The 26757-nt window shown below is 64.8% G+C and carries 25 protein-coding genes, 3 tRNA genes and 1 pseudogene; 15 read left to right on the top strand and 14 right to left on the bottom strand.

Annotated elements, in window-relative coordinates; genetic code table 11:
* Nucleotides 1–367 (top strand): spermidine synthase (locus tag A9513_RS16335; protein ID WP_369690183.1); only part of this gene is annotated, 367 nt, incomplete at its 5' end.
* Nucleotides 368–386: 19 nt separating this feature from the next.
* Here the strand turns inward: A9513_RS16335 and A9513_RS16330 are convergent.
* The 3 genes from A9513_RS16330 to A9513_RS16320 all read right to left on the bottom strand — a co-directional run bounded on the left by A9513_RS16330 (nt 387) and on the right by A9513_RS16320 (nt 4726).
* The gene (locus A9513_RS16330; RefSeq protein WP_065085082.1) at nt 387–2054 is read right to left on the bottom strand and encodes a ShlB/FhaC/HecB family hemolysin secretion/activation protein; all 1668 of its coding nucleotides are present in this window, start codon (nt 2052–2054) and stop codon (nt 387–389) included.
* An 87-nt stretch (nt 2055–2141) separates the two neighbouring features.
* Nucleotides 2142–3677, bottom strand: a complete 1536-nt coding sequence (locus A9513_RS16325; RefSeq protein ID WP_065085081.1) for a collagen-like triple helix repeat-containing protein — start codon at nt 3675–3677, stop codon at nt 2142–2144.
* Between the two features lie 257 nt (nt 3678–3934).
* Nucleotides 3935–4726, bottom strand: a complete 792-nt coding sequence (locus A9513_RS16320) for a crotonase/enoyl-CoA hydratase family protein (RefSeq protein ID WP_024766949.1) — start codon at nt 4724–4726, stop codon at nt 3935–3937.
* Nucleotides 4727–5029: 303 nt separating this feature from the next.
* On the opposite strand from A9513_RS16320, the pseudogene A9513_RS16315 reads away from it, so the two are divergent.
* Nucleotides 5030–6765, top strand: a pseudogene (locus A9513_RS16315) (DEAD/DEAH box helicase).
* Between the two features lie 163 nt (nt 6766–6928).
* Here the strand turns inward: A9513_RS16315 and A9513_RS16310 are convergent.
* Complete coding sequence (locus A9513_RS16310) at nt 6929–7699, bottom strand: class III extradiol ring-cleavage dioxygenase (RefSeq protein ID WP_065085079.1); 771 nt, start codon at nt 7697–7699, stop codon at nt 6929–6931.
* A 250-nt stretch (nt 7700–7949) separates the two neighbouring features.
* On the opposite strand from A9513_RS16310, the gene A9513_RS16305 reads away from it, so the two are divergent.
* Both A9513_RS16305 and A9513_RS16300 read left to right on the top strand, forming a co-directional pair.
* Nucleotides 7950–8144 (top strand): hypothetical protein, encoded by a 195-nt coding sequence (locus A9513_RS16305; protein ID WP_024766952.1) that lies wholly within the window; start codon nt 7950–7952, stop codon nt 8142–8144.
* A gap of 11 nt (nt 8145–8155) precedes the next feature.
* Nucleotides 8156–8812, top strand: coding sequence for a thiopurine S-methyltransferase (locus A9513_RS16300; protein ID WP_065085078.1), 657 nt, complete (start codon nt 8156–8158; stop codon nt 8810–8812).
* Between the two features lie 56 nt (nt 8813–8868).
* Here A9513_RS16300 and htpX read toward each other — a convergent pair whose 3' ends face one another.
* The 3 genes from htpX to A9513_RS16285 form a co-directional block, all read right to left on the bottom strand.
* Complete coding sequence (htpX, locus tag A9513_RS16295; protein ID WP_054909673.1) at nt 8869–9744, bottom strand: protease HtpX; 876 nt, start codon at nt 9742–9744, stop codon at nt 8869–8871.
* A 170-nt stretch (nt 9745–9914) separates the two neighbouring features.
* Nucleotides 9915–10355 (bottom strand): hypothetical protein, encoded by a 441-nt coding sequence (locus A9513_RS16290; RefSeq protein ID WP_038803800.1) that lies wholly within the window; start codon nt 10353–10355, stop codon nt 9915–9917.
* A gap of 18 nt (nt 10356–10373) precedes the next feature.
* Complete coding sequence (locus A9513_RS16285; protein WP_024766955.1) at nt 10374–11585, bottom strand: pyridoxal phosphate-dependent aminotransferase; 1212 nt, start codon at nt 11583–11585, stop codon at nt 10374–10376.
* 291 nt (nt 11586–11876) lie between these two features.
* On the opposite strand from A9513_RS16285, the gene msrB reads away from it, so the two are divergent.
* The 3 genes from msrB to A9513_RS16270 all read left to right on the top strand — a co-directional run bounded on the left by msrB (nt 11877) and on the right by A9513_RS16270 (nt 13446).
* Nucleotides 11877–12272, top strand: a complete 396-nt coding sequence (gene msrB, locus A9513_RS16280) for a peptide-methionine (R)-S-oxide reductase MsrB (RefSeq protein WP_037014221.1) — start codon at nt 11877–11879, stop codon at nt 12270–12272.
* Between the two features lie 221 nt (nt 12273–12493).
* The gene (locus A9513_RS16275; RefSeq protein ID WP_024766957.1) at nt 12494–12976 is read left to right on the top strand and encodes a glutathione peroxidase; all 483 of its coding nucleotides are present in this window, start codon (nt 12494–12496) and stop codon (nt 12974–12976) included.
* On the top strand, nt 12976–13446 hold the full coding sequence (locus A9513_RS16270; protein WP_024766958.1) for a MarR family winged helix-turn-helix transcriptional regulator: 471 nt from the start codon (nt 12976–12978) through the stop codon (nt 13444–13446). The genes A9513_RS16275 and A9513_RS16270 overlap by 1 nt, the downstream gene beginning before the upstream one ends.
* A gap of 1 nt (nt 13447) precedes the next feature.
* On the opposite strand, the gene A9513_RS16265 is transcribed toward A9513_RS16270, so the two are convergent.
* Complete coding sequence (locus A9513_RS16265) at nt 13448–15769, bottom strand: ATP-binding protein (RefSeq protein WP_141678437.1); 2322 nt, start codon at nt 15767–15769, stop codon at nt 13448–13450.
* 138 nt (nt 15770–15907) lie between these two features.
* Here A9513_RS16265 and A9513_RS16260 point away from each other — a divergent pair, with 138 nt between their 5' ends.
* Together A9513_RS16260 and A9513_RS16255 are read left to right on the top strand one after the other, a co-directional pair.
* Complete coding sequence (locus A9513_RS16260; protein WP_024766960.1) at nt 15908–16804, top strand: ATP-binding protein; 897 nt, start codon at nt 15908–15910, stop codon at nt 16802–16804.
* Nucleotides 16801–17283 (top strand): GAF domain-containing protein, encoded by a 483-nt coding sequence (locus tag A9513_RS16255; RefSeq protein ID WP_065085076.1) that lies wholly within the window; start codon nt 16801–16803, stop codon nt 17281–17283. Before A9513_RS16260 ends, A9513_RS16255 begins: the two co-directional genes overlap by 4 nt.
* A 56-nt stretch (nt 17284–17339) precedes the next feature.
* Here A9513_RS16255 and A9513_RS16250 read toward each other — a convergent pair whose 3' ends face one another.
* A complete protein-coding gene (locus tag A9513_RS16250) occupies nt 17340–18002 on the bottom strand; it encodes a glutathione S-transferase family protein (protein ID WP_065085075.1) in 663 nt (220 codons plus the stop codon).
* 48 nt (nt 18003–18050) lie between these two features.
* Nucleotides 18051–18821, bottom strand: coding sequence for a hypothetical protein (locus tag A9513_RS16245; RefSeq protein ID WP_024766963.1), 771 nt, complete (start codon nt 18819–18821; stop codon nt 18051–18053).
* A 215-nt stretch (nt 18822–19036) separates the two neighbouring features.
* Between A9513_RS16245 and A9513_RS16240 the strand changes: the two genes are divergently transcribed.
* The 5 genes from A9513_RS16240 (at nt 19037) to A9513_RS16220 (ending at nt 21494) form a co-directional block, all read left to right on the top strand.
* Nucleotides 19037–19112, top strand: a tRNA-Glu gene (locus tag A9513_RS16240).
* A gap of 2 nt (nt 19113–19114) precedes the next feature.
* Nucleotides 19115–19190 (top strand) — tRNA-Gly (locus A9513_RS16235).
* 85 nt (nt 19191–19275) lie between these two features.
* Nucleotides 19276–19351: transfer RNA gene (locus A9513_RS16230), tRNA-Gly, on the top strand.
* 366 nt (nt 19352–19717) lie between these two features.
* Nucleotides 19718–20401 (top strand): HAD-IB family phosphatase, encoded by a 684-nt coding sequence (locus A9513_RS16225; RefSeq protein ID WP_065085074.1) that lies wholly within the window; start codon nt 19718–19720, stop codon nt 20399–20401.
* 55 nt (nt 20402–20456) lie between these two features.
* Nucleotides 20457–21494, top strand: coding sequence for a TerC/Alx family metal homeostasis membrane protein (locus A9513_RS16220; protein WP_065085073.1), 1038 nt, complete (start codon nt 20457–20459; stop codon nt 21492–21494).
* A gap of 55 nt (nt 21495–21549) precedes the next feature.
* On the opposite strand, the gene A9513_RS16215 is transcribed toward A9513_RS16220, so the two are convergent.
* The 4 genes from A9513_RS16215 to A9513_RS16200 all read right to left on the bottom strand — a co-directional run bounded on the left by A9513_RS16215 (nt 21550) and on the right by A9513_RS16200 (nt 25727).
* Nucleotides 21550–22071 carry a DUF3592 domain-containing protein gene (locus A9513_RS16215; protein ID WP_065085072.1) on the bottom strand — a complete coding sequence of 174 codons (522 nt, stop codon included), beginning with the start codon at nt 22069–22071 and terminating at the stop codon, nt 21550–21552.
* 143 nt (nt 22072–22214) lie between these two features.
* Nucleotides 22215–22625, bottom strand: coding sequence for a PA2817 family protein (locus A9513_RS16210; protein ID WP_024763871.1), 411 nt, complete (start codon nt 22623–22625; stop codon nt 22215–22217).
* Between the two features lie 73 nt (nt 22626–22698).
* Nucleotides 22699–23115, bottom strand: coding sequence for a PA2816 family glutamine-rich protein (locus A9513_RS16205; RefSeq protein WP_024763872.1), 417 nt, complete (start codon nt 23113–23115; stop codon nt 22699–22701).
* A 119-nt stretch (nt 23116–23234) separates the two neighbouring features.
* Nucleotides 23235–25727 carry an acyl-CoA dehydrogenase gene (locus A9513_RS16200; protein ID WP_065085071.1) on the bottom strand — a complete coding sequence of 831 codons (2493 nt, stop codon included), beginning with the start codon at nt 25725–25727 and terminating at the stop codon, nt 23235–23237.
* Nucleotides 25728–25968: 241 nt separating this feature from the next.
* Here A9513_RS16200 and A9513_RS16195 point away from each other — a divergent pair, with 241 nt between their 5' ends.
* On the top strand, nt 25969–26628 hold the full coding sequence (locus A9513_RS16195; RefSeq protein WP_038803516.1) for a transglutaminase family protein: 660 nt from the start codon (nt 25969–25971) through the stop codon (nt 26626–26628).
* Nucleotides 26629–26757 lie beyond the last annotated feature (129 nt).

Raw genomic sequence — 26757 nt, 5'->3', positions numbered from 1 at the left:
TCGTCKGYGCGAGCCGGCCGACCTGATCTTCCTCGATCTCTATACCGATACCGGACCTGCGCCGGCGCACATCGGCTGGGACTTTCTCGGCGCCTGTCGCGAACGCCTGCGGCCGGGGGGCTGGCTGGTGATCAACCAGTGGAGCACCGACGACGGCCGACCCCTGGGTGCCGCGCTGCTACGCGGTCGCTTCAATCGGCATTACTGGGAATGCCCGGTGCCCGAAGGCAACGTGATCGTCTTCGTCCCCGCCGAACTGGATCAGGAGCTGAACCTGCGCGGCCTGAAGAAGCGTGTCGGCCAGCTTGAACCGAAGCTGGGCTATTCGCTGCGCCCCTACATCGAGTCACTGCGCCCGGCGCAGTGACTCTCTGCATGGATAGCCATCAGGGAATCTGATAGCTGAAGGCGAAGTTCAGCCGCGGGCTGCGCTCGTTGTTGTCCAGGGCCCGATCGCCGAAGGGCTTGGCCACTTCCATCGACACCAGGTAGTGCTTGCGGTCGGAGAAGCGCACGCCCAGCGCCGCGGAGCCGAGCTTGCCTTCGTTCAGACCGTCCTGGTTATAGCGGGTGCGCGCAGTGTCGACGACGAAGTAGGGCTGGATCTGGTTGAGCACCACACTCTGCCGCAGGAAGGAATAGTTCACCTCATAGGCGGCGCCCCAGCCCTTGTCGCCGGTGGCCTGATCGTCGGGGTAGCCGCGGCCGAAGTTTCCGCCGCCGTAGGTGACCTGCTCGGAATCCGGCAGCACGTCGTCGCTCCATTGGAAGGCGGCGGTCACCACGCCCTGCCAGTTGGAGCCGAACTGGTCCTGCTGGGCGCCGTAGCCGAGCAGGCGGGTGAAATTCTTCTTGATCGGATCCGGCGTCTCCGCGCCCATGCCGTTGAGGCCCTGGTAAACCGCCACGCTGCCGGCCCGCACGCGCTTCTCGGCGAATTGCTGGACCACGGTTTCGATCCCCACCACGCGAAGCTTGCTCTTCTGCTCGATACGGAAGGGGATGGCCGGGTAGACCAGGTCGTAACGGCTGGTGTCGTTCACCGTATAGCCGCGCAGGTTGAGGTCCCAGGTCAGGTCGCGGCGCAGCACCAGCGGAATCCCCAGTCCGGCGCTGACCCGCTCGTTCTGCCGCTTGCGCTCGAACTCCAGGCCGCTGGCCAGGCGCAGGTTCTCGCCGGGGCGCGAGTTGTACTTGCTGTAGCCGGCGAGCAGTTGCAGGCCGTTGTCACCCAGGAGCTGGCTGTAGTTCCAGGCGCGGTAGTACTCGTGGTCGTCTCCCGGCGGGTAGAGGTAGCTGAACTGCAGTTGCTCGCCCCAGCCGAGCATCGACATCACCTCGGCGTTGAACAGCCCGCGCTGCTCGCCACGGCGCGAGTCTAGGTTCATGCCGGTGTCGAAGCGCTTCAGCTTGCCCGCCAGCTCCAACACGGCGCCACCGTCGCTGGTGGTGGGCGGGTTGAGCGCCATGGCCATCTGCATGCCGGGCACCCGGCTCATCAGCACGCTGAAGCGTTCGAAGCTTTCGCGGGTCAGGGGTTTTTCCGCTTTCAGCTTCTCGATCCAGCGGTCCACGCGCATCTGGTGCACGCCCAGGTCGCCCGCAGCGCGAACCTGGCTGATGTGGCCCTCGACCAGTACGATCCGCGCGACGCCGCTGGCAAAGTCCTGGTTGGGCACGTAGGCGAACGAGATGAAGTAGCCGTCATCCTGGTAGCGCTGGGTGATGGCCTTGGCCGCCGCCACCAGCTCGCTGACCTGGATGGTGCGCTTGGTCAGTGGTTCCAGCAGCGGCTTCCAGGTCTCGACGGGGTAGTGCTTGCCGCCGGCCAGTTCGATGCGCTTGATGCGGATGCGCTGCTGGAGCACCTGTCCGGGCTGGGTTGCCGACGGTTCCGGAGCTGTGACCTTGGGGGCCTTGGGGCGAATATCGCCGCCAGGGAGGTTGGGGCGGGGAAGGGTCTGTTCGATATCGGAGCCGGGAAGCTGTATCGGGCGCTCGGCCCAGGCGAAGGGTGCAGCCAACAACAGGGGAAGGACAGCGAGTCTGCGCATCTGGCTCCTCCATGAGACCGATCTTCTTATTAAAAGACCAGGAGCCGTGGGCGGCTCCTGGTTACTACAGTATGGGCGTAAATCGGATTATTGCTTGGGCGTACCGATCGCCAATCCACCGCCCAGTCCGCCGGTCACACCACCCAGCGCGCCACCCACGGCGCCCAGCGTATTGCCCAGCAGGCCTCCCTGGCCGCTGGTGCCGCCAGTCGTACCGGCGCCAGCGCCGACTGTCACGCCTGAACCCTGGGCATTGCTGCCGATGCCCACGCCAGCGCCGGCGACCAGGCCGCCACCACCGGTGAGGCCGCTGGTCAGGCCACCGACGGTTCCGGCCACGCCGTTGACCAGGCCCCCGACCGGATTGCTGCCGCCAGAGGCGCCACCGAGGGAGCCGGTGATGCCGCCGACCGCGCCAGTCACACCGCCGACCAGGCCACCCACCGGATTACTGCCACCGGTAGCGCCGCCGAGGGAGCCGGTGATGCCGCCGACTGCACCGGTCACGCCGCTGACCAGGCCGCCCACCGGATTGCTGCCACCGGTAGCTCCACCCAGGGAGCCGGTGACACCCCCGAGCAGACCACCGCCCGGGTTGCTACCGTTGACCAGGCCGCCGGCGGCACTGACTGCCTGACCCGCATTGCTGACGATTCCGCCGACCGGTGCCAGCGCCGGATTCTGGCTGGCGACCTGGTTGCCTGTCTGGGTCACAACACCGCCGACGGTGGTCAACAGGTTGTTCACCGGCGTTCCCAGTCCGGTGGCGGCGCCGACGCCGCGGGTAGTTCCTTCGACTTTGCCGACCAGGCCGGCGGTGGTACCGCTGAGCTGGGTGGTCAACTGGCTCAGCGGGCCGGTGGTGACCGCGCCGCTGAGCGAGTCGCCGAGCATGGTGATCTTGCCGCCGACACCATCCACCAGGCTGCCCACCTGGCCGGTCAGGCCGTTGAGCGGGGTGTTTGCCAGCACCGGTGCATCACCGATGGCCGCCACGGTGTCACCCAGGCTGCTCACGGCGCCGCCGGTATGGCTCACCAGGCCGGTTACGCCAGCCACGGTAGTGCCTACTGCGTTGGGGTTGTTGCCCAATTGGCCGAGGCCGTTGGTCACGCCGGTGCCGACACTGTCCACGCCTGCGCCGACTTGCTGGACCAGGCTGCCGGCATTCTGCGTGACGCCATTGCCCAGCACCGGCAGGTCAACCGTTTTCACCACGGCGCCCACGGTGCTGACGGTGTCGCCGACATTGGAGACCGCCTGGCCAGTGTTAGTCAGGATATTGCCGGTGGTGCTGGCCGGCGGTGTGGTGGTGCCGCCGCCATCGGTCCCGCCGCCATCCGTGCCGCCACCGCCAGTTCCTCCGGTCCCACCGGTCCCACCGGTCCCACCGGTACCGCCAGTTCCTCCGGTGCCGTCGGTGCCACCAGTGCCACCAGTGCCGTCGGTACCGCCTGTGCCGCCAGAGCCACCGGAGCCATCGCCGCCGGAACCGCTGTCGGCGGGTTGTTCGGAACTGCTGCCGGAAGAGTGGTGGCTGCTGCCGCCCTTGCTGCTGCAACCTTGCAGGGAGAGGGCAACGACGAGAAGGGAAAGCGCGAAAACACGGATCGGGCCTGACATGAGAAGTTCCTCCATGAGAACGTCAGTCAGCGGGCTTCCCGGTCGGTATCCGGCGCGTCGCTGAGCTGCTCTGGAATCAGTTCTAGAGGTTTGTTTTCAGGCGCGAAATTGGAACTTGTATATAGTCGTTTTGTGAATTTTAACTATCTGATTTTAAAGTGAAAACTAAAGGATTATGACCGCCCGTCAGGGTTTTTTAATACCTTGGATATAGCGCTTTTCGCACGATGGTTCCGTTTTGCTTTTTCCGCGAGCGTTCATTTGCCCAGAAATCGACCCTCGCGGCGCTCCAGCATGGCATTCAAACCCTCTTTCGCGTCCTCGGTGGAGAGCAGTTCGCTGGCCATGGCCGGCAGCAGTCTTGCAGCTGCCTCCTCGCCCTCGTCGAGGCTTCTCCGAGCCGAGGCCAGGGTTGCGCGGATGCCCAGCGGTGCCTGGGCGGCAACGCGCTGGGCCAGCCAGAGGGCGCGGGGCAGCAGCTCTTCCGGCGCGGTGACCTCCTGCACGAGGCCTATGCGATAGGCCTCGTGCGCATCGAAGGGGTCGCCGGTCAGCAGCCAGCGCATCGCATTGCCCCAGCCGGCCACCTGGTGCATGCGCAAAGTGGCCCCGCCGAAGGGAAAAATGCCGCGCTGTACTTCGAGTTGGGCGAAGCGCGCGTTGCTGGCGCAGAGATTGATGTCGGCGGCGAGCATCAATTCGATGCCCAGGGTGAAGCAATAGCCCTGCGCCGCGACCAGCAAAGGCTTGGTCAGGCGCCGCCCACCGAAGGTGCCCCAGGGGTCGGCGGAGCCTTCGGGCATGCTCCAGCCGGTGCGGAAGGTCTCGCCGATGCTGGCCAGGTCCAGACCGGCGGTGAAATGGTCGCCGTGGGCGAAAACCAGTGCGCAGCGCAGCTCGTCGTCGCGCTCGTACTCGCCAAAGGCCAGCACCAGTTGGGTGAGCATTTCCAGGTCGAAGGCGTTGCGCTTCCCGACCCGGTTCAGGCCCAGCAACAGGACGTGGTCATGGCGTTCGACAGTGATGCGCGGTTCGCTGCTGGCGGTCATGGGCGGGCTCCGGTCGGGTGGCTTGCACGGTATAGCTGGCAGGGGCGGGGTTGTCTATGGGACGACCGTTCGCCGGCCCTGTTCCGAAAAGAAACACATCGGTCAGGATTTTCCGGTATGATACGCGCCGGCCAAACGCTGGCCTCGTTTCGGATCCCGCATTTTTCCGCAGCTTTCACGCTCGGGCTGTGCGTCCGCTGTGCGGACTTCCTTGACGCATTCTTCCAATCTTCATTTCGCAAATCCCCGCTTCCAGCTGCCTGGGTGACTTCATCGTCGTACAGGGCATGCGCAGCTCGGCTATTGGGTCTTTGCGGATGTACTTAGAGGCAAAACCCATGACCCAGGAAACCGCCGGCTTCGCCGCGCTCGGTCTTCACCCCAATGTTCTCGCTGCCATTGCCGCTGTCGGTTATGAAGAACCGTCGCCGATCCAGGCCCAGTCGATCCCGGTGATCCTCGAAGGCCACGACATGATCGGCCAGGCCCAGACCGGTACCGGCAAGACTGCCGCGTTCGCGCTGCCGTTGCTTTCGCAGATCGAACCCAGCCGCCGTGTCCCGCAGGTGCTGGTGCTGGTTCCGACCCGCGAACTGGCCCTGCAGGTTGCCACCGCTTTCGAGACCTACTCCAAGCAGATGCCGGGCGTCGGCGTCATTGCCGTCTACGGTGGTGCCCCTATGGGCCCGCAGCTCAAGGCCCTGCGCCAGGGCGCCCAGGTCGTGGTCGCCACCCCGGGCCGCCTGTGCGACCACCTGCGCCGCGACGAAAATCTGCTGTCCACCGTCAAGAGCCTGGTCCTCGACGAAGCGGACGAAATGCTCAAGCTCGGCTTCATGGATGACCTCGAAGTGATCTTCGAAGCCATGCCGTCCAGCCGTCAGAGCGTGCTGTTCTCCGCGACCCTGCCGGCTTCGATCCGCAGCATCGCCGAACGCCACCTGAAAGAACCCAAGCACGTCCGCATCGCCGCCAAGACCCAGACCGTCGCCCGCATCGAGCAGGTGCACCTGATGGTCCACGCCGACCAGAAGCCGGCGTCGATCCTGCGCCTGCTGGAAGTCGAACAGTTCGACGCCCTGATCGGCTTCGTCCGCACCAAGCAGGCCACCCTGGATATCGCCGAGCTGCTCGAGCGCCAGGGCTACCGTGCCGCCGCGCTGAACGGCGATATGCCGCAGGCGCAGCGTGAGCGCGTGATCGAGTCCCTCAAGGATGGCTCGCTGGACATCGTCATCGCCACCGACGTTGCTGCTCGCGGCCTGGACGTGGCACGCATCACCCACGTACTCAACGTGGACATGCCCTACGATCCGGAATCCTACGTGCACCGTATCGGCCGTACCGGCCGTGCCGGCCGCGAAGGCCGCGCCCTGCTGCTGGTGACCCCGCGCGAACGCCGCATGCTGCAGGTGATCGAGCGTGTGACCGGGCAGAAGGTCGGCGAAGTTCGCCTGCCGGACGCCGAGACCGTGCTGGAAGCCCGCCTGAATCGCCTGGCCACCGGCCTGCAACCGCTGCTGGCCAACGCTGTGGCCAACCGTGGCGCCGTGCGCGACGAGCTGTGCCGTCGCCTGGGTACCGACATGGACACCCTGGCCGCCGTGCTGCTGGCCAAGCTCACCGAAGGCAAGGCGTTGGACCTGGAAGCGGTCCGCCGCGAACAGCCGCTGACCCCGGCCGCTCCGCGCGAGCGCAGCGGTGACCGTTACGAGCGCAGCGAACGTGGCGATCGCCCCGAGCGCGGCGACCGTCCGGAGCGCAGTGGCGAGCGTCGCACCATGGCTCCGCCGTCGGAAGGCAAGGCCCGCTGCCGTACTGCCCTGGGCGCCCGTGATGGCGTGCAGGCGAAGAACCTGCTGGGCGCCATCCTCAACGAGGGTGGCCTGTCCCGCGAGGCCATCGGCCGCATCCAGATCCGCGAGACCTTCAGCCTGATCGAGCTGCCGGAAGAGAACCTCGAGCGTCTGCTGACCAAGCTCAAGGACACCCGCGTCGCCGGCAAGGCCCTGCGCCTGCGTCGTTATCGCGAAGACTGATTCGTCAGTCTCCCGCGTATGAAAAAGCCCCGCCTTGGCGGGGCTTTTTCGTTTCCGGCATCGGCCGGTGCATGCCCTTTAGGAGCGAGCTTGCTCGCGAACCGCCCAACTCCGACGCTGTAGCGAGAAGTTCACGAGCGAGCTCGCTCCTGCAAAAGAGCAGTCAGTCGAAGCGGTAGATATCCATCCCCAGCGCGCCAAGCGTGAAGCCGGCGTGCTCCACCGTCATCGCCGAACCGCCGGCGCCGCGGGCGAAGTACAGCGGCAGCAGGTGCTCGTCGCGTGGGTGGTTGCGTACCGCGTAGGGAGCCTGCCGGCGATAGTCGAACAAGGCGGCTTCGTCGTCGGCTTCCAGCCGCGCCACCATCCAGTCGCGGAACGCCTTGGCCCAGGGGGTGATCACCTCGGGGCCTGCGTGCCAGTCCAGTTCGCCCAGGTTGTGGGTGATGCTGCCTGAGCCGATCAGCAGGATGCCTTCATCGCGCAGTTTGCGCAGGGCAGCGCCGACCCGGTGCTGCATGGGGGCGCCGAGGCGGCTGGGCAGGGACAACTGCACGACGGGGATATCGGCTTCCGGGTACATCAGGCTCAGCGGCACCCAGGCGCCGTGGTCCAGCGGGCGTTCGGGGTCGAGGGTGGCAGGCAGGCCGGCCTCGGCCAGCAGCTCAGCGACCCGCTGCGCCAGCTCCGGCGAGCCGGCGGCCGGGTACTGCACGGCGTAGAGCTCGGGCGGAAAGCCGTAGAAGTCGTGCCAGGTGTCCGGCATGAGTGACGCGGTGATGCGCAGGTCGGGCGTTTCCCAATGGGCGGAAACCACCAGGATGGCCTTGGGGCGCGGCAATTCGCGGGCCAGACGTTTCAGGGGGGCGTCGCTGGCGCCGGGATCCAGAGCCAGCATGGGGGAGCCGTGGGAGATGAAGAGGGCGGGGAGCATGGCGAACCTCGCTACTTGAATGCCTCTATGTTTACGTGCTAACAGATCGAAATCCAGTATAGGTTTTTGACTTTAATGATCGTAAGAATCGATGTTTGACGCGATATCTTCCGCAGCGTGCTTCGCTGCAAAAGTGCCAACTGGGTTGCAGAGTGGCGGAGCCAGCCGCCATAAGACGCTTTGAGGGGATGTCAGTCGGACTATGCGTTAGAGTTTGCGGAAATTTCCGAAACAGATGGCGAATTCAGCTATGCAGCAAGGCGAACAAGTCCTGATGCTCGAGATCGGCGACTGCCTCCGTCTGGAGGACGGCACCGAAATCTGCGTGCAGCGGGTCCGCGGTGATCAGGTGCGGCTGAAGATTCTCGAGGCCGGAGAAAGTCAGCGCGAGCGGCGCGGCGCCTGGTGGCGCTGGCTGTTGCCCCGCGCTTTGCGCAGTGTTTGAGCAGGTGATCTATGCAGCATGAGTTCTGGCAGTCGCGCTGGGCGCGCAATGAAATCGGTTTCCATCAGCAGTCGGTGAATCCCGGACTGCAGCGCAACTGGCCGGGCCTGGGGTTGCCCGAGGAGTCGCAGGTGCTGGTGCCGCTGTGCGGCAAGAGCCTGGACATGCTCTGGCTGGCCCAGTGGGGATATCACGTGCTGGGAGTCGAACTGGCCGAGCGCGCTGCCGTCGACTTCTTCACCGAGCTGGGTGTCACTCCGCAGGTCACCGAGGATGGCGCGCTGCGCCGCTACAGTTTCGAGCGCCTGGAGATTCTCCAGGGCGATTTCTTCGATGTCACCGCTGAACAGGTGGCGGGGTGCAGCGCACTGTACGACCGCGCGGCGCTGATCGCCTTGCCGCCGGACCTGCGTGCTGACTATGCGGCCCATCTGCAGCGCATCCTGCCGTCTCGCTCACGCGGGCTGCTGGTGACCCTGGAATACCCTCAGGCCGAGATGGATGGCCCGCCGTTCGCCGTGCTGGCGCCGGAAGTGCACGAGCTCTTCGCCGAGGACTGGGAGGTGACGGAGGTGGAGCGCCTCGATGTGCTGGCGGAGAACCCGAAGTTTCTCAAGCGTGGCGTCGGTCATCTGGACGAAGTGGTGTTCACGCTCCGCCGGGGCTGAATCGCAGGTATGAAAAAGGGCGACCCGAGGGTCGCCCTTTTTTGTCGGGTCGAAGCTTAGCGGCCGGCGGCGCGCAGGGCTTCGATACGGTCTTCCAGCGGCGGGTGGCTCATGAACAGGCCGGCGAGGCCATGCTTGAGGTTGCCGTTGATACCGAAGGCCTGCAGCGAGTCGGGCATCTGCACCGGCACACCCTGTTCGGCGCGCAGACGTTGCAGGGCGGCGATCATCGCGCCGGTACTGGCCAGGCGGGCGCCGGCTTCGTCGGCGCGGTATTCGCGTTTGCGCGAGAACCACATGACGATGATGCTGGCGAGGATACCCAGGACCAGTTCGGCGAAGATGGTCGCGACGAAGTAGCCGATGCCCGGGCCGTCTTCGTTCTTCAGGATCACCTTGTCGACGAAGTTGCCGAAGATGCGCGCGAAGAACATCACGAAGGTGTTCACCACGCCCTGGATCAGCGCCAGGGTGACCATGTCGCCGTTGGCCACGTGGCCGATCTCGTGGGCGAGTACGGCTTTCACTTCCTCAGGCGAGAAGCGCTCCAGCAGGCCCTGGCTGACCGCGACCAGCGCGTCGTTGCGGTTCCAGCCGGTGGCGAAGGCGTTGGCCTCGTAGGCGGGGAAGATACCCACTTCCGGCATCTTGATGCCGGCTTCGCGGGACAGCTCTTCCACGGTCTGCAGCAGCCACTGTTCATGACGGGTGCGCGGCTGGCTGATGATCTCGGTGCCGGTGCTCATCTTCGCCATCCACTTGGAGATGAACAGCGAAACCAGGGAGCCGGCGAAGCCGAAGACGGCACAGAAAATCAGAAGGCTACCGTAATTCTGGCCGGTGAATCGGTCCACGCCGAGCAATTTCAGGGTGATGCTGGCGATCACCAGAACTGCCAGGTTGGTGGCCAGGAACAACAGGATGCGCATCATGGCGTAAAGCTTCTCCTCACGGTGACGGGGCGAAAGCCGCCTTGGAATGCGGCTTTCCGGATCGCCGGGCGCAACGCGCTCGGGATCGCTGAATAGTATGCGGGGTATATACGGATGGCCCCCAGGTGATTCAACTCGGGGACTATTTCAACTTGTGTCGTCTGCCTGTACTACGAGCGCCCCAGGTCGCTCTCGAAGAGTAGACGGGTCAGCCGGGCGATGCGTTCCCCGTGCCGGCTGGCCAGTGCATCGCGCAGCTGGTTGGCCAGCGTGGCCTGGTCGCGGCGCACGCTGGGCGGCAGTTCCTGGTCGTCGCGCACGGCATGGGGGACGAGGCGGGTCAGGCGCAGGAAGGCTTTTTCGCTGAGCACCGCCTGGTCCAATGCTTCGTAACGAATGGTTGCCTCGAAGCGCAGGTAGCCTTCTTCGGCCAACCACAGCAGCGCGCCCAGACAGCTCTGGTGGCGGGTGCTGGGCAGGCCGAATTCGTCGGGCTCTTCCCGGCCGATCAGGTCCTCGACGTAGAGGGCGATCTTGCGCGGGAAGGCCTGGTAGAGCGTCAGCAGGCCGCCGGCTGCGTCCTTGTAGAAGTCGTCGATCTGCAGATCCATCAGTTCACTGGCGATGATTTATTGGCGATAGCTTTTCAGGAAGTTGCCGATGCGTCCGATGGCCTGTTCCAGGTCATCGAGTCGAGGCAGGGTAACGACCCTGAAGTGATCCGGCCAGGGCCAGTTGAAGGCGGTGCCCTGAACGATGAGCAACTTCTCGGAAAGCAGCAGGTCGAGGACGAACTTCTCGTCGTTGTGGATCGGGCAGACCTTCGGGTCGATGCGCGGGAAGGCGTAGAGCGCGCCCATGGGTTTCACGCAACTGACGCCGGGAATGTCGTTGAGCAGCTCCCACGCGCGGTTGCGCTGCTCCAGCAGTCGGCCGCCCGGCAGCACCAGGTCATTGATGCTCTGGTAGCCGCCCAGCGCTGTCTGGATGGCGTGCTGGCTCGGCACGTTGGCGCACAGGCGCATGTTGGCGAGGATATCCAGGCCCTCGATATAGCTTTGTGCCTTGTGCTTGGGGCCTGAAATGGCGATCCAGCCGGAGCGGAAGCCCGCCACGCGGTAGGACTTGGACAGGCCGTTGAAGGTCAGGCAGAGGACGTCCGGCGCCAGCGACGCGGTGGAGATGTGCTGGGCCTCGTCGTAGAGGATCTTGTCGTAGATCTCGTCGGAGAAGATCACCAGGTTGTGCTGGCGCGCCAGCTCGACGATGTCCAGCAGCACTTCCTTCGAGTAGACCGCGCCGGTGGGGTTGTTCGGGTTGATCAGCACCAGCGCCTTGGTATTGCTGGTGATCTTCGCCTTCATGTCGGCGACGTCGGGGAACCAGCCGGCCTGCTCGTCGCACAGGTAATGCACCGGCTTGCCGCCGGAGAGGGCGACCGAGGCGGTCCACAGCGGATAGTCGGGCGCCGGAATCAGCACCTCGTCACCGTTGTTGAGCAGCGCCTGCAGGGCCATGACGATCAGCTCGGATACGCCGTTGCCCAGGTAGATGTCCTCGATGCCGACGCCTTCCACCTGCTTCTGCTGGTAGTACTGCATTACTGCCTTGCGCGCGCTGAACAGGCCCTTGGAGTCGCTGTAGCCCTGGGCGGTGGGCAGGTTGCGGATGACGTCCTGGAGGATTTCGTCCGGCGCCTCGAAACCGAACGGCGCCGGGTTGCCGATGTTCAGCTTGAGGATGCGATGGCCTTCCTCTTCCAGGCGTTTGGCGTGCTTGAGCACGGGCCCGCGAATGTCGTAGCAGACGTTGGCGAGCTTGTTCGATTTGGTGACCTGCATGATCTGGGATTCCGAAATAGTCCGCGGCCGGCGACTTGGCAGGCTGTAACGCGGGTGACAGACTGGCGTCAAATGATGGGTTCGGAAGTGCTTTTCCCTGGTATCGACCCTGAAAATCGACAGGAAAACAGTGGATTTCTCGAAAAAGTAGAGTTTTTAAGGCTTTTCTATCGCGAGAATGTCTCTGTGCGGCAGATTCTGAACATGACGTTAACCACGCGCATCATACGTGCGGCCCGATTCCCGGAAAAGGAGGCATCGGGCATTTTTTCCATTAATGGAGGCAGATCGATGGAAAAGCTGGAAAAGCCCCTGGATTCCTGGCGTGACGAACTCACCGACGAGCAGTTCCATGTCTGCCGTCTGGGCGGCACCGAGCGCGCCTTCACCGGCGAATACCACGACACCAAGACACCCGGCATCTACCACTGCGTATGCTGCGGTACCGCGCTGTTCGATTCCGACGCCAAGTACGACTCCGGCAGCGGCTGGCCGAGCTATTTCCAGCCGGTCAATGGCGAGGTGGTCAAGGAGTTGGAAGACTTCAGCCATGGCATGCACCGCATCGAAGTACGCTGCGGCAAGTGCGATTCGCACCTGGGCCACGTTTTCCCCGACGGCCCGCGGCCGACCGGGCTGCGCTACTGCATCAATTCGGCGTCGTTGAAGTTGGTGCCTAAAGAGTGACCTCAAGGCCCGCCACCGAGCGGGCCTTTTGGCTTTTTGTAGGAGCGAGCTTGCTCGCGAACCCGTCCAGTTCGGTTGCCGCCGGAAAGTTCGTTCGCGAGCAAGCTCGCTCCTGCAGGGTGATGAAGGGGCATTCAGTGGGTGATTCGCGATCAATTGAATTGCGCACAATTTAATTGATCACTATTCTTCAATCTCCCACTTTTCCGGAGCCATGTCCGATGAGCGATGCACTGCTGAACATTCCCGTGACCACCATCAAGGGCGAACAGAAGACCCTCGCCGATTTCGGCGGCAAGGCGTTGCTGGTGGTGAATACCGCCAGCCAGTGCGGCTTCACTCCGCAGTACAAGGGGCTGGAGAAGCTCTGGCGGCAGTACAAGGACAGGGGCCTGGTGGTGCTCGGCTTCCCCTGCAACCAGTTCGGCAAGCAGGAGCCCGGTAACGAAGGGGAAATCACCCAGTTCTGCGAGTTGAATTTCGGCGTGAGCTTCCCGCTGTTCAAGAAGATCGACGTCAACGGCGCCGAGGCCCACCCGCTTTATGTGCAACTGAAGAAGCGCGCGCCGGGCCTGCTGGGCAGCCAGGGCATCAAGTGGAACTTCACCAAGTTCCTCATCGGCCAGGACGGTCAGTTGGTCAAGCGCTTTGCCCCGACCACCAAGCCCGAGCAACTGTCCGCCGAGATCGAAGCGCTGCTGTGATGAAAGACGCCGTATCCCTGCCGGCCGAACTGCAGCTGGACAACCAGCTGTGCTTCCGCCTGTACGCCGTGTCCCGCGCGGTGATCCGTGGCTACCGGCCGATGCTCGAAGCGCTCGGCCTGACCTACCCGCAGTACCTGGCCATGCTGGTGCTCTGGGAGTGGCAGGCCGAGCCGCCGGAGCAGCCTTCGGTGAAGGCCCTGGGCGAACGGTTGATGCTTGACTCCGGCACCCTCACGCCGCTGCTCAAGCGCCTGGAGCAACTGGGCCTGGTGCAGCGCCGTCGCGCGCAGCATGACGAGCGTGAGGTGCACCTGGGTCTGACGTCGGAGGGGGCGGCATTGCGCGAGAAGGTGCTGCCGCTGCGGGAGGAACTGCTGTGTCGCAGTGGTATCGACCTGAGCGTCACCGATGGCCTGCGCGAGCAGTTGGACGGCCTGCTGCGGCAATTGACCCAGCTGGACGCCTGAGTCAGCCGCGCGACCGGGGACCGGCCCAGCGTTCGAGGATGGCGGCCAGCTCGTCGCGGTGGAAAGGCTTGGCGAGGTAATCGTCCATGCCGGCGGCGCGACAGCGTTCGCGCTCGTCCGGCAGGGCATTGGCGGTCAGGGCGATCACCGGCAGGCTCGGCCAGCGGCCGCTCTCGCGGATCTCGCGGGTGGCTTGGTAGCCGTCCATCACCGGCATGTTGCAGTCCATCAGCACCAGGTCGAATTCGGCGCTGGCGAGCTGCTGCAACGCCTCCTCGCCATTGTTGGCGATGCCCACCTGGCACCCCAGTTTCTGCAACAGCCCGCGCGCGACCAGTTGGTTGACCGGGTTGTCCTCCACCAGCAGTACGCGGGCGGAGAATTGCTCCAGTGCCGCAGTGCCCGGCGCTTTTGCCGTGGGTAGAGGCTGGTGCTCGAACGCCTGTTTCAGTGCCTGGTAGAGTACGGCGCGCGACAGCGGGCGCGCCAGCTGCCGCAAGGGCGCCAGGCGCTGGGCCATCTCGGGCTCGAGGAAGTTGCCATAGGCCGTCACCAGCAACACCGGCTTGGTGACGTTCTGGCGCAGGCCGATCAGGCAGTCCGGGCAATCCGAGAGCAGCGCGTCCAGCTCCACTCCGGCCAGGCTGGCGTCGATGTCCAGGCGCTGGTAGTCCACGCCCCATGCCGGCAGCCAGCTCTGCAGCAGTGCGGCCAGCCCGCTGCTGGCGGCGCACTGCACGATCAGCTTGCCGTTCAGTCGCGCCAGCGGTTGTGCGGGTTCCAGTGTCGTCAGGGGCAGGGTGACGGCGAACTCGCTGCCCAGGCCCGGTTCGGAGGTGACGCTCAGCTCGCCTTGCATGGCCTCACAGAGCTTGCGTGTCAGCGCCAGGCCCAGCCCGGTGCCGCCATACTGGCGGGCGATGCCGGCGTCGGCCTGGGTGAAGGGCTGGAAGATCTTCTGCAGGGCCTCGGGCGCCACGCCGATGCCGGTGTCGCGGACGCTGATGCGCACGCCATGGTCCAGAGGATCGACGCGGACATCCACACGGCCGAAGCGGGTGAACTTGAGGGCATTGGACAGCAGGTTGCTGATCACCTGGCGCACCCGGGTCGGGTCGCCGGAAAGCTGGGCCGGCAGCTGCGGGCTGATCAGGCAGGTGAGTTCCACGGCGGGACCGGCGTTCTGCGACAGCAGGCTGGCGGTGTCTTCCACGAGGGTGCCGAGGTCGAAGGGGATCTGCTCCAGCTCCAGTTGGCCGGCCTCGAACTTGGAGAGGTCGAGTACGTCGTTGAGCAGGTCCACCAGCACCTTGCCCGAATCATGGGCGATGGACAGCTGCTGGCGCTGCTCGGCGGTGAGCGGGCCGTCCAGCGCCAGACCGAGCATGCCCAGCAGGCCGTTGAGCGGCGTGCGGATCTCGTGGCTCATGTTGGCCAGGAAGCTGCCACGTGCCTGGGCCATGGCCAGGGCGTTCTGCCGGGCCTGCTCCAGTTCCTGGTTGGACAGGGTCAGGCGCGCGTTGGCTGCCTTCAATTCGGCGGTGCGGGCGGCGACGATGCTTTCCAGTTCTTCCAGGTACTGGGTCAGGCGGTCCTCCGCCTCGCGGCGCTGTTCCATCTCCACCGAGATGCGGTTGAGCTGGCGATTGGTGACTTCCACCAGCACACCGATCTCGTCGCGCTCATGGCCACGCGGGCAGGGCAGTCGCAGGCGGGAGGGCGAGCGCGGGTCGTGGCGGGACAGGGCTTCGATCAGGCTCACCAGGGGCTTGGTCAGCAGCGCGTAGAAGAGCACCAGCAGGATCAGTGAGAGCATCAGGCTGCGGATGAAGCCGGAAATGAAGGTCATCCCGGCGCGGCGCAGGAAATCGTTGCCGAAGACGAAGGTGTCGATCTCCAGGCGCAGCACGCCGAGCGATTCTGCTGGGGCATGCTCGACGAACAGCGGTTCTTCGTAGGTGCGCTGCTGGCCGAAGAGGAAATCGCTCAGGCCTCGCAGGTGGCTTTCCGCCGGTGGTCGGTCGGCGCTGGCCAGGGGCACGCCGGCGTTATCGATGATCTCGGCGCGGATCACCGCAGGCGAGCGCAGCAGGCCCACGACCAGTTCCTGGGCCAGTTCGGCGTCGATGTTGTAGGCGATGCGGGCGGCGGGGTTGTGGCTGACGTCCAGCAGGGCGCGCACTTCGCGGTTGATGGAGGCGTCCTGGCTGGCATAATCGACGCCTACCTGGATGAGGCTCAGCAAGGTGCCCAGGATGAACGCCACCAGCACCGTCAGGCTGGCCTGCTTGAACGAGAGGCGATGAGTGAGCGCAATATCCATGGTTGCGGAGCGTCGCCTCGCAGAAGCTTTCCTGCGGCGTAGCATAGCCCATCGGAACCGTCTGTCGGGATAGCCCGAAGGCGAAGAAATTCCCGGTTCTCAACCCGTAGAGCCGCGTCGAAGAATATGGAGACCCGCGTGGATTCTCGTCTGAACGATTTTCTCGCCCGCGCCGAAGCGCTGATGGTGCGCCTGGAGCCTTTGCTGCCCGCCGTCCGCGAAACGCTGGACTGGCAGCACAGCCTGGCGGCGCGCTGGCATCGCGACGGCCGCAGCGGTTACCTGCAACCGCTCAAGGTCAGCCTCGACCTGCGCCTGGACGACCTGCTGGGCGTCGACCGGCAGCGCGAGCAACTGGCGCGCAACACCCGGCAGTTCGTTGCGGGCCAACCGGCCAACCATGCGTTGCTGTGGGGCGCCCGCGGCACCGGCAAGTCCTCGCTGGTCCGCGCGCTGCTGGCGGAGCTGGCCGGAGAAGGACTGCGCCTGATCGAGATCGAGCGCGACCACCTCGCCGACCTGCCGCGCGTGGTCGAGCAGATCCAGGGGCTGCCGCAGCGCTTCGTGCTGTTCTGCGACGACCTCTCGTTCGACGCCGGCGAAGGCGATTTCCGCGTCCTCAAGAGCGTGCTCGACGGCTCGCTGGAGCAGGCGCCGGACAACGTGCTGCTCTACGCCACGTCCAACCGTCGCCATCTGGTCTCGGAGAAGCAGAGCGACAACGAGAACTGGAAGATGGTCGATGGCGAGTTGCACCCCAACGAAGCCGTCGAAGACAAGATCGCCCTGTCCGACCGTTTCGGCCTGTGGCTGTCCTTCTATCCCTTCACCCAGGAGCACTTCCTCAGCGTGGTGCGTCACTGGGTCGAGGTGCTCGCGCAGAAGTCCGGGCTCGCTGCCTGGACCTGGGACGAGGCGCTGGAGAAGGAAGCCATCCGCTGGGCGCTCGGGCGCGGCAACCGTAATGGCCGCTGTGCCTATCAATTCGCCCGCTACTGGGTGGGCAGACAATTGCTGGAAGGAGAGACCCCATGATCGGTCTGCAACAGGCCGGTGCCGGCCTTGGCGGCTACGCGCTGCTGGCCGCCCAGGCGGAGTCGCTGTTTGCCGACGAGCGCGATTTCATCGCCAACGCCTCGCAGTTTTCCGCGTTCCTGTTCAACGAGTTGGCGGACCTGAACTGGGCCGGCTTCTACCTGAACCGCAATGAAGAGCTGGTGCTCGGCCCGTTCCAGGGCAAGGTCGCCTGCGTTCGCATTCCCTTCAGCAAGGGCGTGTGTGGCGCCGCGGCGCGCACCCGGGAAACCCAGCGTGTCGAAGATGTGCACGCATTCCCCGGCCACATCGCCTGTGACAGCGCCTCCAACAGCGAGTTGGTGGTGCCGCTGGTGAAGGACGGCCGCCTGATCGGCGTGCTGGATCTGGACAGCCCGAAGGTTGGCCGATTCAGTGAGGAGGACCAGGCAGGTATCGAACGCCTGGTGGAGATTTTCCTGCGCCTCTCCGACTGCTGATCCGCGCCCATGAAAAAGCCCCGCCTAGGCGGGGCTTTTTCGTTCATGCAGGAAGATCAGCGCTTGGCCATGATCTTGGCGATGATCTGCAGCTCACCCTGGACGATTTCGGCGAGGGCAGGGCGGGCCAGGGTGCGCTCGAAATGCGCTGCCAGCTTCGGCCAGCGTTGGGCGTCCAGTTCTTCCTCGCCGTGGCGCAGGTTTACCAGCTGGCAGGCGATGGCGATGTCGGCGAGGCTGAAACGGTCGTCGACGAACCATTGCTGCTGGCCCAGGCACTTCTCCAGGTAGTCGAAGTGTTCGGGGAGCTTCTCCTGCATGGCGCCTTTGACCGCCACTTCATCGCAGACCTTGCCCATCAGCGGCTTGAGCAGGCGGTTGCGGAACACGGTGAAGGTGGTCAGCGGCGCCAGCTCGTAGTCGGCGTACTTCTCCAGCCAGTTGATCCGTGCGCGGGACTCGGCGCCTGCGCCGCACAGCGGGTCGCGCTGCGGGTCACGGTCTTCCAGGTAATGGCAGATGACGCTGGAGTCGGCGAGGGTGAAGTCACCATCGCGGATCGCCGGTACGCGACGCAGCGGGTTGAGTTCGCGGTACCAGTCCGGCTGGTTGAACGGGTTGATGTTCTCCAGTTGGTAATCGAAGCCTTTCTCGGCCGCGAACAGGCGGACTTTGCGAACGAAGGGGGACAGTGGGGCGCCGAAGACGACGAGGCTCATGCAAGGCTCCTGGGGCGAAGGTGGCCGGGTTGGTGATTCGACGACGGATCAGTCGTAAAGGTTCTTCTTCTTCCAGATATCGTCTTCGTCCAGCGCCTTGAGGCCGTCGCCCAGTTCGCTCTGTTCATCCACGGCGGGCTGGGAGGTTTCCAGTACCAGAGCGTTGGCGTGGGCCAGCTGGGCTTCCATCTGCTTGAGCTGCGCCTGGTAGCGGCCGATCTCCGGTTGCTTCTGCAGGTACTGTGCGCCGCGCTCGAAGGCCAGGCGTGCCTGCCGCGGTTGGCCCTGCTGGAGCGCCTGCTGGCCGAGGTTGCCGAAGAACTCTATATGGAGGAGGGTGAGCAGGTGGCGGATTTCCTTCACCCATTTCTGCGCTTCCACCCGAGGCAGCATGTTGTCCTGGGCGCAGCGGGTAAGCTGGGCATGCAGCGCTTCGAAGAGGAAGCGCACGTCCTTGGCCTTGGCCTCGGTGAGGATCGGTTGTGGCGCATTCTTGACCGGAATGGACTCGCCCTTGGCCACCAGGCCGCGCAGCTCTTCAATTCGCTGCCTGAGCGCAGCGTTCTGCTTGTCGACGGCCAGCAGGCGTTCGCTGAGGCTCAGTTCGAAGCCGCTGAGCAGCAGCTTCAGTGCCGGCGACATGAATTGGCCGGGCAGGGATTCGGAAACATCGGCGCAGCGCCGGCAGCGGTCGGCCAGATCGGCCTTCAGGCGCGCCTGCTCCAGCTTGCGGTTTTCCACCAGATGGTTGATGTAGCCGATAGCGACCAGCAGGGCGATACCGACGAGAACCAGGACCGTAATGACGATTGGCGACACCGTGGAGTGCTCCGGATGTTTTCCGCGAGTGTAATGTCTTAGTGATACTGCTGATAGCGGCAGCTCGGTTTTTACCCAGAAGTCTTTGATTTAAAAATAATTTCTCTGAAGGGTTGACGACCCTTCAAAGCCTCCCTAGAATGCGCGCCACTTCGACGCGAAACGCAGAATTTGCCGCAGCGACGAAGTCGGAAAGATGTTAAGTTCCGGGCCGCGTCCCCTTCGTCTAGTGGCCTAGGACACCGCCCTTTCACGGCGGTAACAGGGGTTCGAGTCCCCTAGGGGACGCCATTGCGGGAATAGCTCAGTTGGTAGAGCACGACCTTGCCAAGGTCGGGGTCGCGAGTTCGAGTCTCGTTTCCCGCTCCAGATTCTCGATCATTGCCTCTGGCAGTGACCGAAAGATGAAATGGCGTTACCCTTCGGCGAAAGCTGAAGGTTGCAACAAGTTGATGCGGGAATAGCTCAGTTGGTAGAGCACGACCTTGCCAAGGTCGGGGTCGCGAGTTCGAGTCTCGTTTCCCGCTCCAGAATCGAAACGCCGCCCTTCGGGGCGGCGTTTTCGTTTGTGCGATGAAAATCTTACCGCCGCCGCGCACCATCCTCTACGGGCCGAATTCCGGCTGCCATCCTTGGCCTCTCTTCTGCATTGATTGCTCCGCCGTGGGCTTGGGGCTTCCCCGCTATCTACCGGCAAATCCGCTCTGGCGCCTGTATTGAGGAAAATTCCGACGCAGCCCTGAGGGGATTCTCGTTTGTCGCCTCAGACAGGTACCCGAGAATGCCAGCGCTCGATCGTTGTGCGATGGAGCGGGGCTCGTTCGTGCCGCCTGTCGGCGGCGGGGATGGAGATTGTGGGGCGCTCAGGTGAGGTGGTCATGCGGATGTGGGAGTCAATGGATCGCCCCGAGTCTGGCCGCCATGGGCGTCAATCGAGCGCGGGCGGAGGCGGTGTCCTGTCGGTATTCGATTTCGACGGCACCTTGACCCGCCATGACAGCTTCCTGCCGTTCCTCTGGTTCGCCTTCGGTACGCTCGGATTCGTCCGACGCCTGCCCGCCATGCTGCTGCCGAGCCTGGCTTTCCTCTTGCGCCGGATCAGCCGCGATGAGCTAAAGGCGCGCCTCCTCGCGGTTTTTCTCGGAGGTATCGACGCGCAATGGCTTGCCGTCCGTGCGCAAGCCTACTGCCGGTTCGTCTGGGGCTACCTGCTGCGGCCGGAAGGGTTGCGCGGCGTGGCCGCAGAACTGGCGTCCGGGGCCGAAGTGACGCTTTGCTCGGCGTCCCCTGCGCTGGTGCTGCGACCTTTCGCCGAGCGCCTGGGCGTGGGGCTGATCGGCACCGAACTGGAGGTGATCGATGGCCGTATCACCGGCCGCATCGCCGGCGGCAATTGCCGCGCCGAGAACAAGGTGCTGCGCCTGCAGGCCAAGTACGGCCCCCTGACGGCTTACCGGCTGCGCGCCTGGGGCGACACCCTGGGCGACCATGCGCTGTTGCGCGCCGCACAGGACCCGCATTGGCGGGCCTTCCATCCGCGCTGGCGGCGAAAGATCGGCGCAGACCGGCCCGCCACCTGATCCGAAGGGTGGCCGGATCGATCCGGCCGACATTTCATTATCGAGAGTCGCAATCGTGGAACAGACACATATTGGTTTCCCCCCGTTGACCGTCGCGGTCTTTGTCGGGCTTGCCCTGGCGGCCCTTCTGCTGGACATGGTGAGCCACCGCGACAACAAGCCCATCTCCCTGGCGGGGGCGGCGGGCTGGTCAATCTTCTGGGTCGCCATTTCCCTGAGCTTCGCCGGGTTCCTTTACGTCCAGCATGGTTCCCAGGTGGCCAGTCTGTTCCTTACCGGCTATGCGCTGGAAAAGGTGCTGAGCGTCGACAATCTGTTCGTCTTCATCGCCATCTTCGCCTGGTTCAAGGTGCCGGATGGCCTGCGCCACCGCGTTCTGTACTGGGGAATCATCGGCGCCATCGTGTTCCGCGCCATCTTCGTGGCCATCGGTACGGGGCTGTTGGCGTTCGGGCCGTGGGTGGAGATCGTCTTTGCCGCGATCGTCGCCTGGACCGGCGTGATGATGCTCAGGGGTGGCGGCGACGATGACGGCGAGGAGGACTATTCCCGGCACCTGGCCTATCGCTTCGCCAGCAAGCTGTTCCCGGTCTGGCCGAAGCTGCTGGGCGGGCGTTTCTTCGTGGCGCGCAAGCAGCTCGAGGTGGAAGTGTGCAAGGCGGAGCACAAGGGCCTCAGCCTGGCCGCCAAGGGTGCGCTGTTTGCCACGCCACTGTTCCTCTGCCTGTTGGTGGTCGAGGTGTCGGACGTGCTGTTCGCCTTCGACTCGGTTCCGGCAGTGATCGCAGTGAGCCGCGAGCCGCTGATCGTCTACTCGGCCATGCTGTTCGCCATCCTCGGGCTGCGCACGCTGTATTTCGTGCTTGAAGCGCTCAAGCGCTACCTCGTGCACCTGGAGAAGTCGGTGGTGGTGCTGCTGTTCTTCATTGCCGCCAAACTGGGGCTGAATGCCACGGATTCCCTGTTCCATCACGGCTACAGCATCGATGCCAACACCAGTCTGGTGGTCGTGCTGGCGGTTCTGGCGGTGGGGATTGTGGCGAGCCTGCTGTTCCCGCAGAAGGAGGTCGAGGGGGAAGCTTCCGAACGCTGATCCTGCCCGGCATGAAAAAAAGCCCGCGAATGCGGGCTTTTCTCGTTGTGCCGGCTCAGGCTGCTGCTGGCTCCTCGCGGGGGACGAACAGGCGGCGGGTGGCCAGCAGGTGGATGATGAAGCCGATCAGCGCGGCCCCCAGCAGGCCCACGCCCAGGCGGGTGAACATGCCGCCGGTGTCGGAGAGGTCCTGGAGGCGGTCCAGGCGGTCGAAGTGCGCCGGGTCGGCGTTGGCGTAGGCGATCTGCAGCACGGTACCTTCGGGGTACTTGTCGGCGTTGCTACCGGCCACGTCGAAGCGGCCGATGTAGGGCTGGCCCTTCACTTCGAACTGGTAGGTGAAGTGGTACATCTCCTTGGTGCGCCCGCGACGGCCGCGCTCCTCGGTGACTTCGTCCAGCACCAGCGGCGCGCTGACCACCGAATGGTCGGCGAGGATGCGTTTTGCGCGCAGGTGGTCGCCGATGGCGGTAAGGCACATCACCACGACGAAGCCGATGGAGAAAAGGGTGCAGATGATGCTGGAGACGCGGCGGACCTTGTCGTGGGCCCCTTGCGAGATCTTGAAGCTGAGCATGACGTTCCCTGCCTTTGTTTGAATAAGTAACAAAAGGCTACGGGCGGGGCGCCCCGGGTGTCCTTGTCAGTTTGTCAACCGCGCGCGGCGGGCGCTGGACAGAATGTCCGTGGCGCGGCGGCAGTCGCCGCGCCAGGCGGGGATCAGTGCTTGGGCGAGTCGTCCGGCAGGGCCAGTACCTGCTTCTCGCGGTTCCAGTCGAAGGGTTCGCCGTTTTCTTCTGCTTCGAAGCGGCGCTCGTCGAGCTGCTGGTACATCTGCAGTTCTTCGTCGGGCATGAAATGCAGGCAGTCGCCGCCGAAGAACCACAGCAGGTCGCGCGGCACCAGGTGGGCGATCTGCGGGTAACGGTGGAAGACCTGGCTGATCAGGTCCTGGCCCAGGTATTGGGCGCCTTCGGGGTCGCGCGGCAATTCCAGCATCAGTTCGTCGAACCGTTCCAGGAACAGGCCGTGGTTGTCCTCGGGAACCTGCTCGGCTTCGCCCAGCGCGCCGAGGATCATGCGCAGGTGGTTGAGCAGGGCAATGTGGTGGTCGAGATAGGCGCTGGCCATGGGAGTCCTCTGGAGCTGTATTCAAACGGCTGCGGAGTATATCGGGTTTCGCCCGTGCTGCCGCCGGGGATGATCAGCGGATCGGGCGCATCTGGATCTGCCGGCGCTGGTTGTCGATCTGCTGGCGCTGCTGGTCGAGGATGCGTTGCTGCTGTTGCAGTTGGTCCTGCTGCAGCTCGCTCTTCTGCCGCTGGATCATCTGGTCGCTCTGCCGGCGCTGTTCGTCCCAGCGGCGTTGGCTGTCCTGCTGGCGCTTGAGGTTGTCCTGCTGTATCTGCAGGCGCTGGTCCTCGTAGTTCAGGCGCTGGCGGTCCAGTTCGTTCTGCCGTAGCTCGGACTGGCGGCGCAGGCTGTCCTGCTGTTGCTGGATGGGGTCGATGACCGGACTGGGCGTGGGGGCCGGGCGCGGGCGGCTGGGATAGAGCCAGGGATCGGCCTGGGCGGCGCCGACGAGGAAGATCGCCAGCAGCGGAAGGAGGAATCGGCGCATGGGCGGTATCTCCATGACAGGGTTGCCCCCAGTGTGCACCTGATCATTGCGCTCGGCATTGCTTTGCGTCGGACAAGAAAAAGGGCGCCCGAAGGCGCCCTATGCGTGAAGCCTGTAGATCAGTCTGTGGTGGTGGTCGGTTTGCTCGCCGGCTTCTCCTTGTTCGATTTCTCGCTGGCGGATGTCTTTCCGGCCAGTTCTTCCTTGGAGAAATCGTCCACATCGATCACCGCCCGGCGGGCGCGCTCGGCGGCATGCAGGGTTTCAGCCTCGGTCGCCTCCAGCACGCCGGCCTCGCGGGCGGCGTCGATGGGCGATTGGCCTGGCTTGGGATCAACGCCGTGTTCCTTGAGGGCCTTGTGCAGTTTCTTCTGCAGCGGTGCGGCGGCGGCAAGTTGGTCGTAGGCGATGGTGAGCTTGGCGACCGGATCGTCCTCTCCGCTGGGCAGGTAGGCGCCGGCAAGGATCGCCTGCAGCGCCGGGTCGCTCAGCGGGCGGCCGAGGATATCGGCGATCTCGGCATCCAGCGCATCGCCAGGGCCACGGTGGCGGCGGCCCAGCGGCAGCACGAGCACGCGCAGCAGGCAGGCGAAGGCACGGTTGGGGAAGTTGTCGATCAGATCGGCCAACGCCGCTTCGGCCTTCTCCAGGTTTTCCTCCATGGCCCAGCGCAGCAGCGGGTGGAGGTAATCCGGGTTATCCAGGTCGTGGTAGCGCTTGAGCGCGGCGGAGCCCAGGTACAGGTGGCTCAGCGCATCGCCCAGGCGCGCCGACAGGCGCTCGCGGCGCTTCAGTTCGCCGCCGAGCATCATCATGCTGAAGTCGGCGAGCAGGGCAAAGGAGGCGGCGAGACGGTTCAGCGCGCGGTAGTACGGGCGGCTGACGCGGTCGCCCGGCACCTGGTCGAAGCTGCCGAAGCCCAGGCCCAGCAGCAGGCTGCTGGCGGCGTTGCCGACGGCGAAGCCGATGTGGTCGAGCAGCAGTTCGTCGAACTCGCGCTCAGCCTGGTCCTGGTCTTCGCGGCGGGCCAGTTCCATTTCCTTCAGGACGTATGGATGGCAGCGGATGGCGCCCTGGCCGAAGATCATCAGGTTGCGCGAGAGGATGTTGGCGCCCTCGACGGTGATGAAGATCGGCGCGGCCTGCCAGGAGCGGCCCAGGTAGTTGTTCGGGCCGAGGATGATGCCCTTGCCGCCGTGGATATCCATGGCGTGGGCGATGCACTCGCGGCCGCGTTCGGTCAGGTGGTATTTGAGGATGGCCGAGAGCACCGAGGGCTTCTCGCCCAGGTCGACCGCGTTGGCGGTGAGGATGCGCGCGCTGTCCATCAGCCAGGCGTTGCCGCCGATGCGGGCGAGCGCTTCCTGGATGCCCTCGAAGGCCGACAGCGGCACGTTGAACTGCTCGCGTACCTGCGCGTAGCGACCGCTGACGTAGCTGCCGGCCTTGGCGGCGCTGGTGCCCACCGCCGGCAGGGAGATCGAGCGCCCCACGGACAGGCAGTTCATCAGCATCATCCAGCCTTTGCCGATCATTTCCTGGCCGCCGATGATGTAGTCCAGCGGCACGAACACGTCCTTGCCGGAGTTGGGGCCGTTCATGAAGGCGGCGCCCAGCGGCACATGGCGGCGGCCGATCTGCACGCCGTCGGTGTCGGTGGGGATCAGCGCCAGGGTGATGCCGAGGTCTTCTTCCTCGCCCAGCAGGTGGTCCGGGTCATGGCACTTGAACGCCAGGCCGAGGAGGGTGGCGACGGGGCCGAGGGTGATGTAGCGCTTTTCCCAGGTCAGGCGCAGGCCGAGGACTTCCTGGCCTTCCCACTGGCCCTTGCAGACCACGCCGACGTCGGTCATGCCGCCGGCATCGGAACCGGCCTGCGGGCTGGTCAGGGCGAAGCAGGGGATTTCTGCGCCGGTGGCCAGGCGCGGCAGGTAGCGCTGGCGCTGGGCGTCGGTGCCGTAGTGCAGCAGCAGTTCGGCCGGGCCGAGGGAGTTGGGCACCATCACGGTGGAGGCGAGGTCGCCGCTGCGGGTGGCGAGTTTCATTACCACCTGGGAGTGGGCGAAGGCGGAGAAGCCCTTGCCGCCGTATTCCTTGGGAATGATCAGGCCGAAGAAGCCCTGGTCCTTGATGAAGGCCCAGGCCTCGGGCGGCAGGTCCATGTCCTTGCCGACCTGGTAGTCGTTGATCATCGCGCAGAGCTGTTCGGTGGGGCCGTCGACGAACGCCTGCTCCTCCTCGGTCAACTGCGCGCGGGGATAGGCGAGCAGGGTATGCCAGTCCGGGCGGCCGCTGAACAGTTGGCCGTCCCACCAGACCGTGCCGGCCTCGATGGCCTCGCGCTCAGTCTCGGACATCGGCGGCAGGGTCTTCTTGAACCAGGCGAACAGCCGCGAGGTGAACAGGCTGCGGCGCAGGTCGGTGGCGAGAATCGTCACCGCGACCACGGCCCAGATCAGCCAGAACAGCACCATCCAGACGTGGGCGTGGCTGAACAGGCTCATCAGCACGAGGTACACGGCGACGATGCCGAGGGCCTTGAGCGGCGAGGCGCGGCGGTGCGCGAGCCAGGCAACGCCGAGGATCAGGACGAGTAACCAGACGAGCAGCATGCGGATTCCTCCATGACAGCCCGCCCCGGCGGCAGCGCGCCGTGGTGGGCTTGGTGACGAACAATGCGCGCGCAAAGCGACGGGCGTGAACACCCATTCACAATGCACCGGAAGCTTAGCTGGCCGAGCGGGACCGATGGCCGCATGGCCGGACAGCTTGGCCGGATCGCCTTGTCGGGGAGCCGATCCGGCTGGTTAGACTGGTGGCGCCATCAAGGACGACCAGCCCGGAGACAGAGCCATGCAGCAGTACCTCAAGCCCAGCCGCTTCGTTGATAGTGACCACCCCGGGGTAATCGAGTTCGCTCTAAATCATCGGGGCGACGGCGGTACGCCGCTGGAGCAGGCGGTGGCGCTCTATTACGCGGTGCGCGACGGGATTCGCTACAACCCCTACGTGTTCAGCCGCGACCCGCAGACCCTCAAGGGCAGTCACGCCCTGGAAAGCGGGCAGTCCTACTGCGTGCCCAAGGCCACGTTGCTGGCCGCTTGCGCCCGGCACTGCGGGATTCCCGCGCGCATTGGCCTGGCCGATGTGAAGAACCACCTGGCCACGCCGCGCCTGCTGGAGTTGCTGCGCAGCGAGGTATTCGCCATGCACGGCTACACCGAGCTGTTCCTCGAAGGCCGCTGGGTAAAGGCCACGCCGGCCTTCGATATCGGCCTGTGCGAGGCCTTCGGCGTGCTGCCGCTGGAGTTCGACGGGCGCAACGACAGCGTCTTCCACCCGTTCAATCGCGACGGCGAGCGGCATATGGAATACCTGCGCGACCACGGGCAGTTCCCCGACGTGCCCGAGGCGTTTTTCTTCGGTTACCTCCGGCAGTGTTACCCGCATCTGTTCACCGGTGAAGACGCACCGCTGCAGGGCGACATGCGCAGTGAAGCAGCCAAAGCATGAACGCAATCGATAGTGACCATCAGTAGCTGTGTCTTTTTTCCTCGCGCCGTTGCCGGTAGTGTGCCGTCATCCGAAATCGCGTCCGTTGGGCGCGTGACCATCGAATGACGACCACAAGAGGGGCGCAGT

This window comes from Pseudomonas sp. AU12215 (assembly GCF_001675465.2).
In the GTDB taxonomy this organism is placed as follows: Bacteria; Pseudomonadota; Gammaproteobacteria; order Pseudomonadales; family Pseudomonadaceae; genus Pseudomonas; species Pseudomonas nitroreducens.
This window is presented reverse-complemented; position numbering and strand designations above follow the sequence as displayed.

Coding starts and splice junctions, on each gene's coding strand:
- A9513_RS16270 (WP_024766958.1), top strand. CDS start 12,976: ATGAAAGACGCCGTATCCCTGCCGGCCGAACTGCAGCTGGACAACCAG.
- A9513_RS16305 (WP_024766952.1), top strand. CDS start 7,950: ATGCAGCAAGGCGAACAAGTCCTGATGCTCGAGATCGGCGACTGCCTC.
- A9513_RS16205 (WP_024763872.1), bottom strand. CDS start 23,115: ATGCGCCGATTCCTCCTTCCGCTGCTGGCGATCTTCCTCGTCGGCGCC.
- A9513_RS16210 (WP_024763871.1), bottom strand. CDS start 22,625: ATGGCCAGCGCCTATCTCGACCACCACATTGCCCTGCTCAACCACCTG.
- A9513_RS16195 (WP_038803516.1), top strand. CDS start 25,969: ATGCAGCAGTACCTCAAGCCCAGCCGCTTCGTTGATAGTGACCACCCC.
- msrB (WP_037014221.1), top strand. CDS start 11,877: ATGGAAAAGCTGGAAAAGCCCCTGGATTCCTGGCGTGACGAACTCACC.
- A9513_RS16300 (WP_065085078.1), top strand. CDS start 8,156: ATGCAGCATGAGTTCTGGCAGTCGCGCTGGGCGCGCAATGAAATCGGT.
- A9513_RS16200 (WP_065085071.1), bottom strand. CDS start 25,727: ATGCTGCTCGTCTGGTTACTCGTCCTGATCCTCGGCGTTGCCTGGCTC.
- A9513_RS16255 (WP_065085076.1), top strand. CDS start 16,801: ATGATCGGTCTGCAACAGGCCGGTGCCGGCCTTGGCGGCTACGCGCTG.
- A9513_RS16265 (WP_141678437.1), bottom strand. CDS start 15,769: ATGGATATTGCGCTCACTCATCGCCTCTCGTTCAAGCAGGCCAGCCTG.
- A9513_RS16250 (WP_065085075.1), bottom strand. CDS start 18,002: ATGAGCCTCGTCGTCTTCGGCGCCCCACTGTCCCCCTTCGTTCGCAAA.
- htpX (WP_054909673.1), bottom strand. CDS start 9,744: ATGATGCGCATCCTGTTGTTCCTGGCCACCAACCTGGCAGTTCTGGTG.
- A9513_RS16215 (WP_065085072.1), bottom strand. CDS start 22,071: ATGCTCAGCTTCAAGATCTCGCAAGGGGCCCACGACAAGGTCCGCCGC.
- A9513_RS16225 (WP_065085074.1), top strand. CDS start 19,718: ATGGATCGCCCCGAGTCTGGCCGCCATGGGCGTCAATCGAGCGCGGGC.
- A9513_RS16310 (WP_065085079.1), bottom strand. CDS start 7,699: ATGCTCCCCGCCCTCTTCATCTCCCACGGCTCCCCCATGCTGGCTCTG.
- A9513_RS16330 (WP_065085082.1), bottom strand. CDS start 2,054: ATGCGCAGACTCGCTGTCCTTCCCCTGTTGTTGGCTGCACCCTTCGCC.
- A9513_RS16275 (WP_024766957.1), top strand. CDS start 12,494: ATGAGCGATGCACTGCTGAACATTCCCGTGACCACCATCAAGGGCGAA.
- A9513_RS16285 (WP_024766955.1), bottom strand. CDS start 11,585: ATGCAGGTCACCAAATCGAACAAGCTCGCCAACGTCTGCTACGACATT.
- A9513_RS16290 (WP_038803800.1), bottom strand. CDS start 10,355: ATGGATCTGCAGATCGACGACTTCTACAAGGACGCAGCCGGCGGCCTG.
- A9513_RS16325 (WP_065085081.1), bottom strand. CDS start 3,677: ATGTCAGGCCCGATCCGTGTTTTCGCGCTTTCCCTTCTCGTCGTTGCC.
- A9513_RS16320 (WP_024766949.1), bottom strand. CDS start 4,726: ATGACCGCCAGCAGCGAACCGCGCATCACTGTCGAACGCCATGACCAC.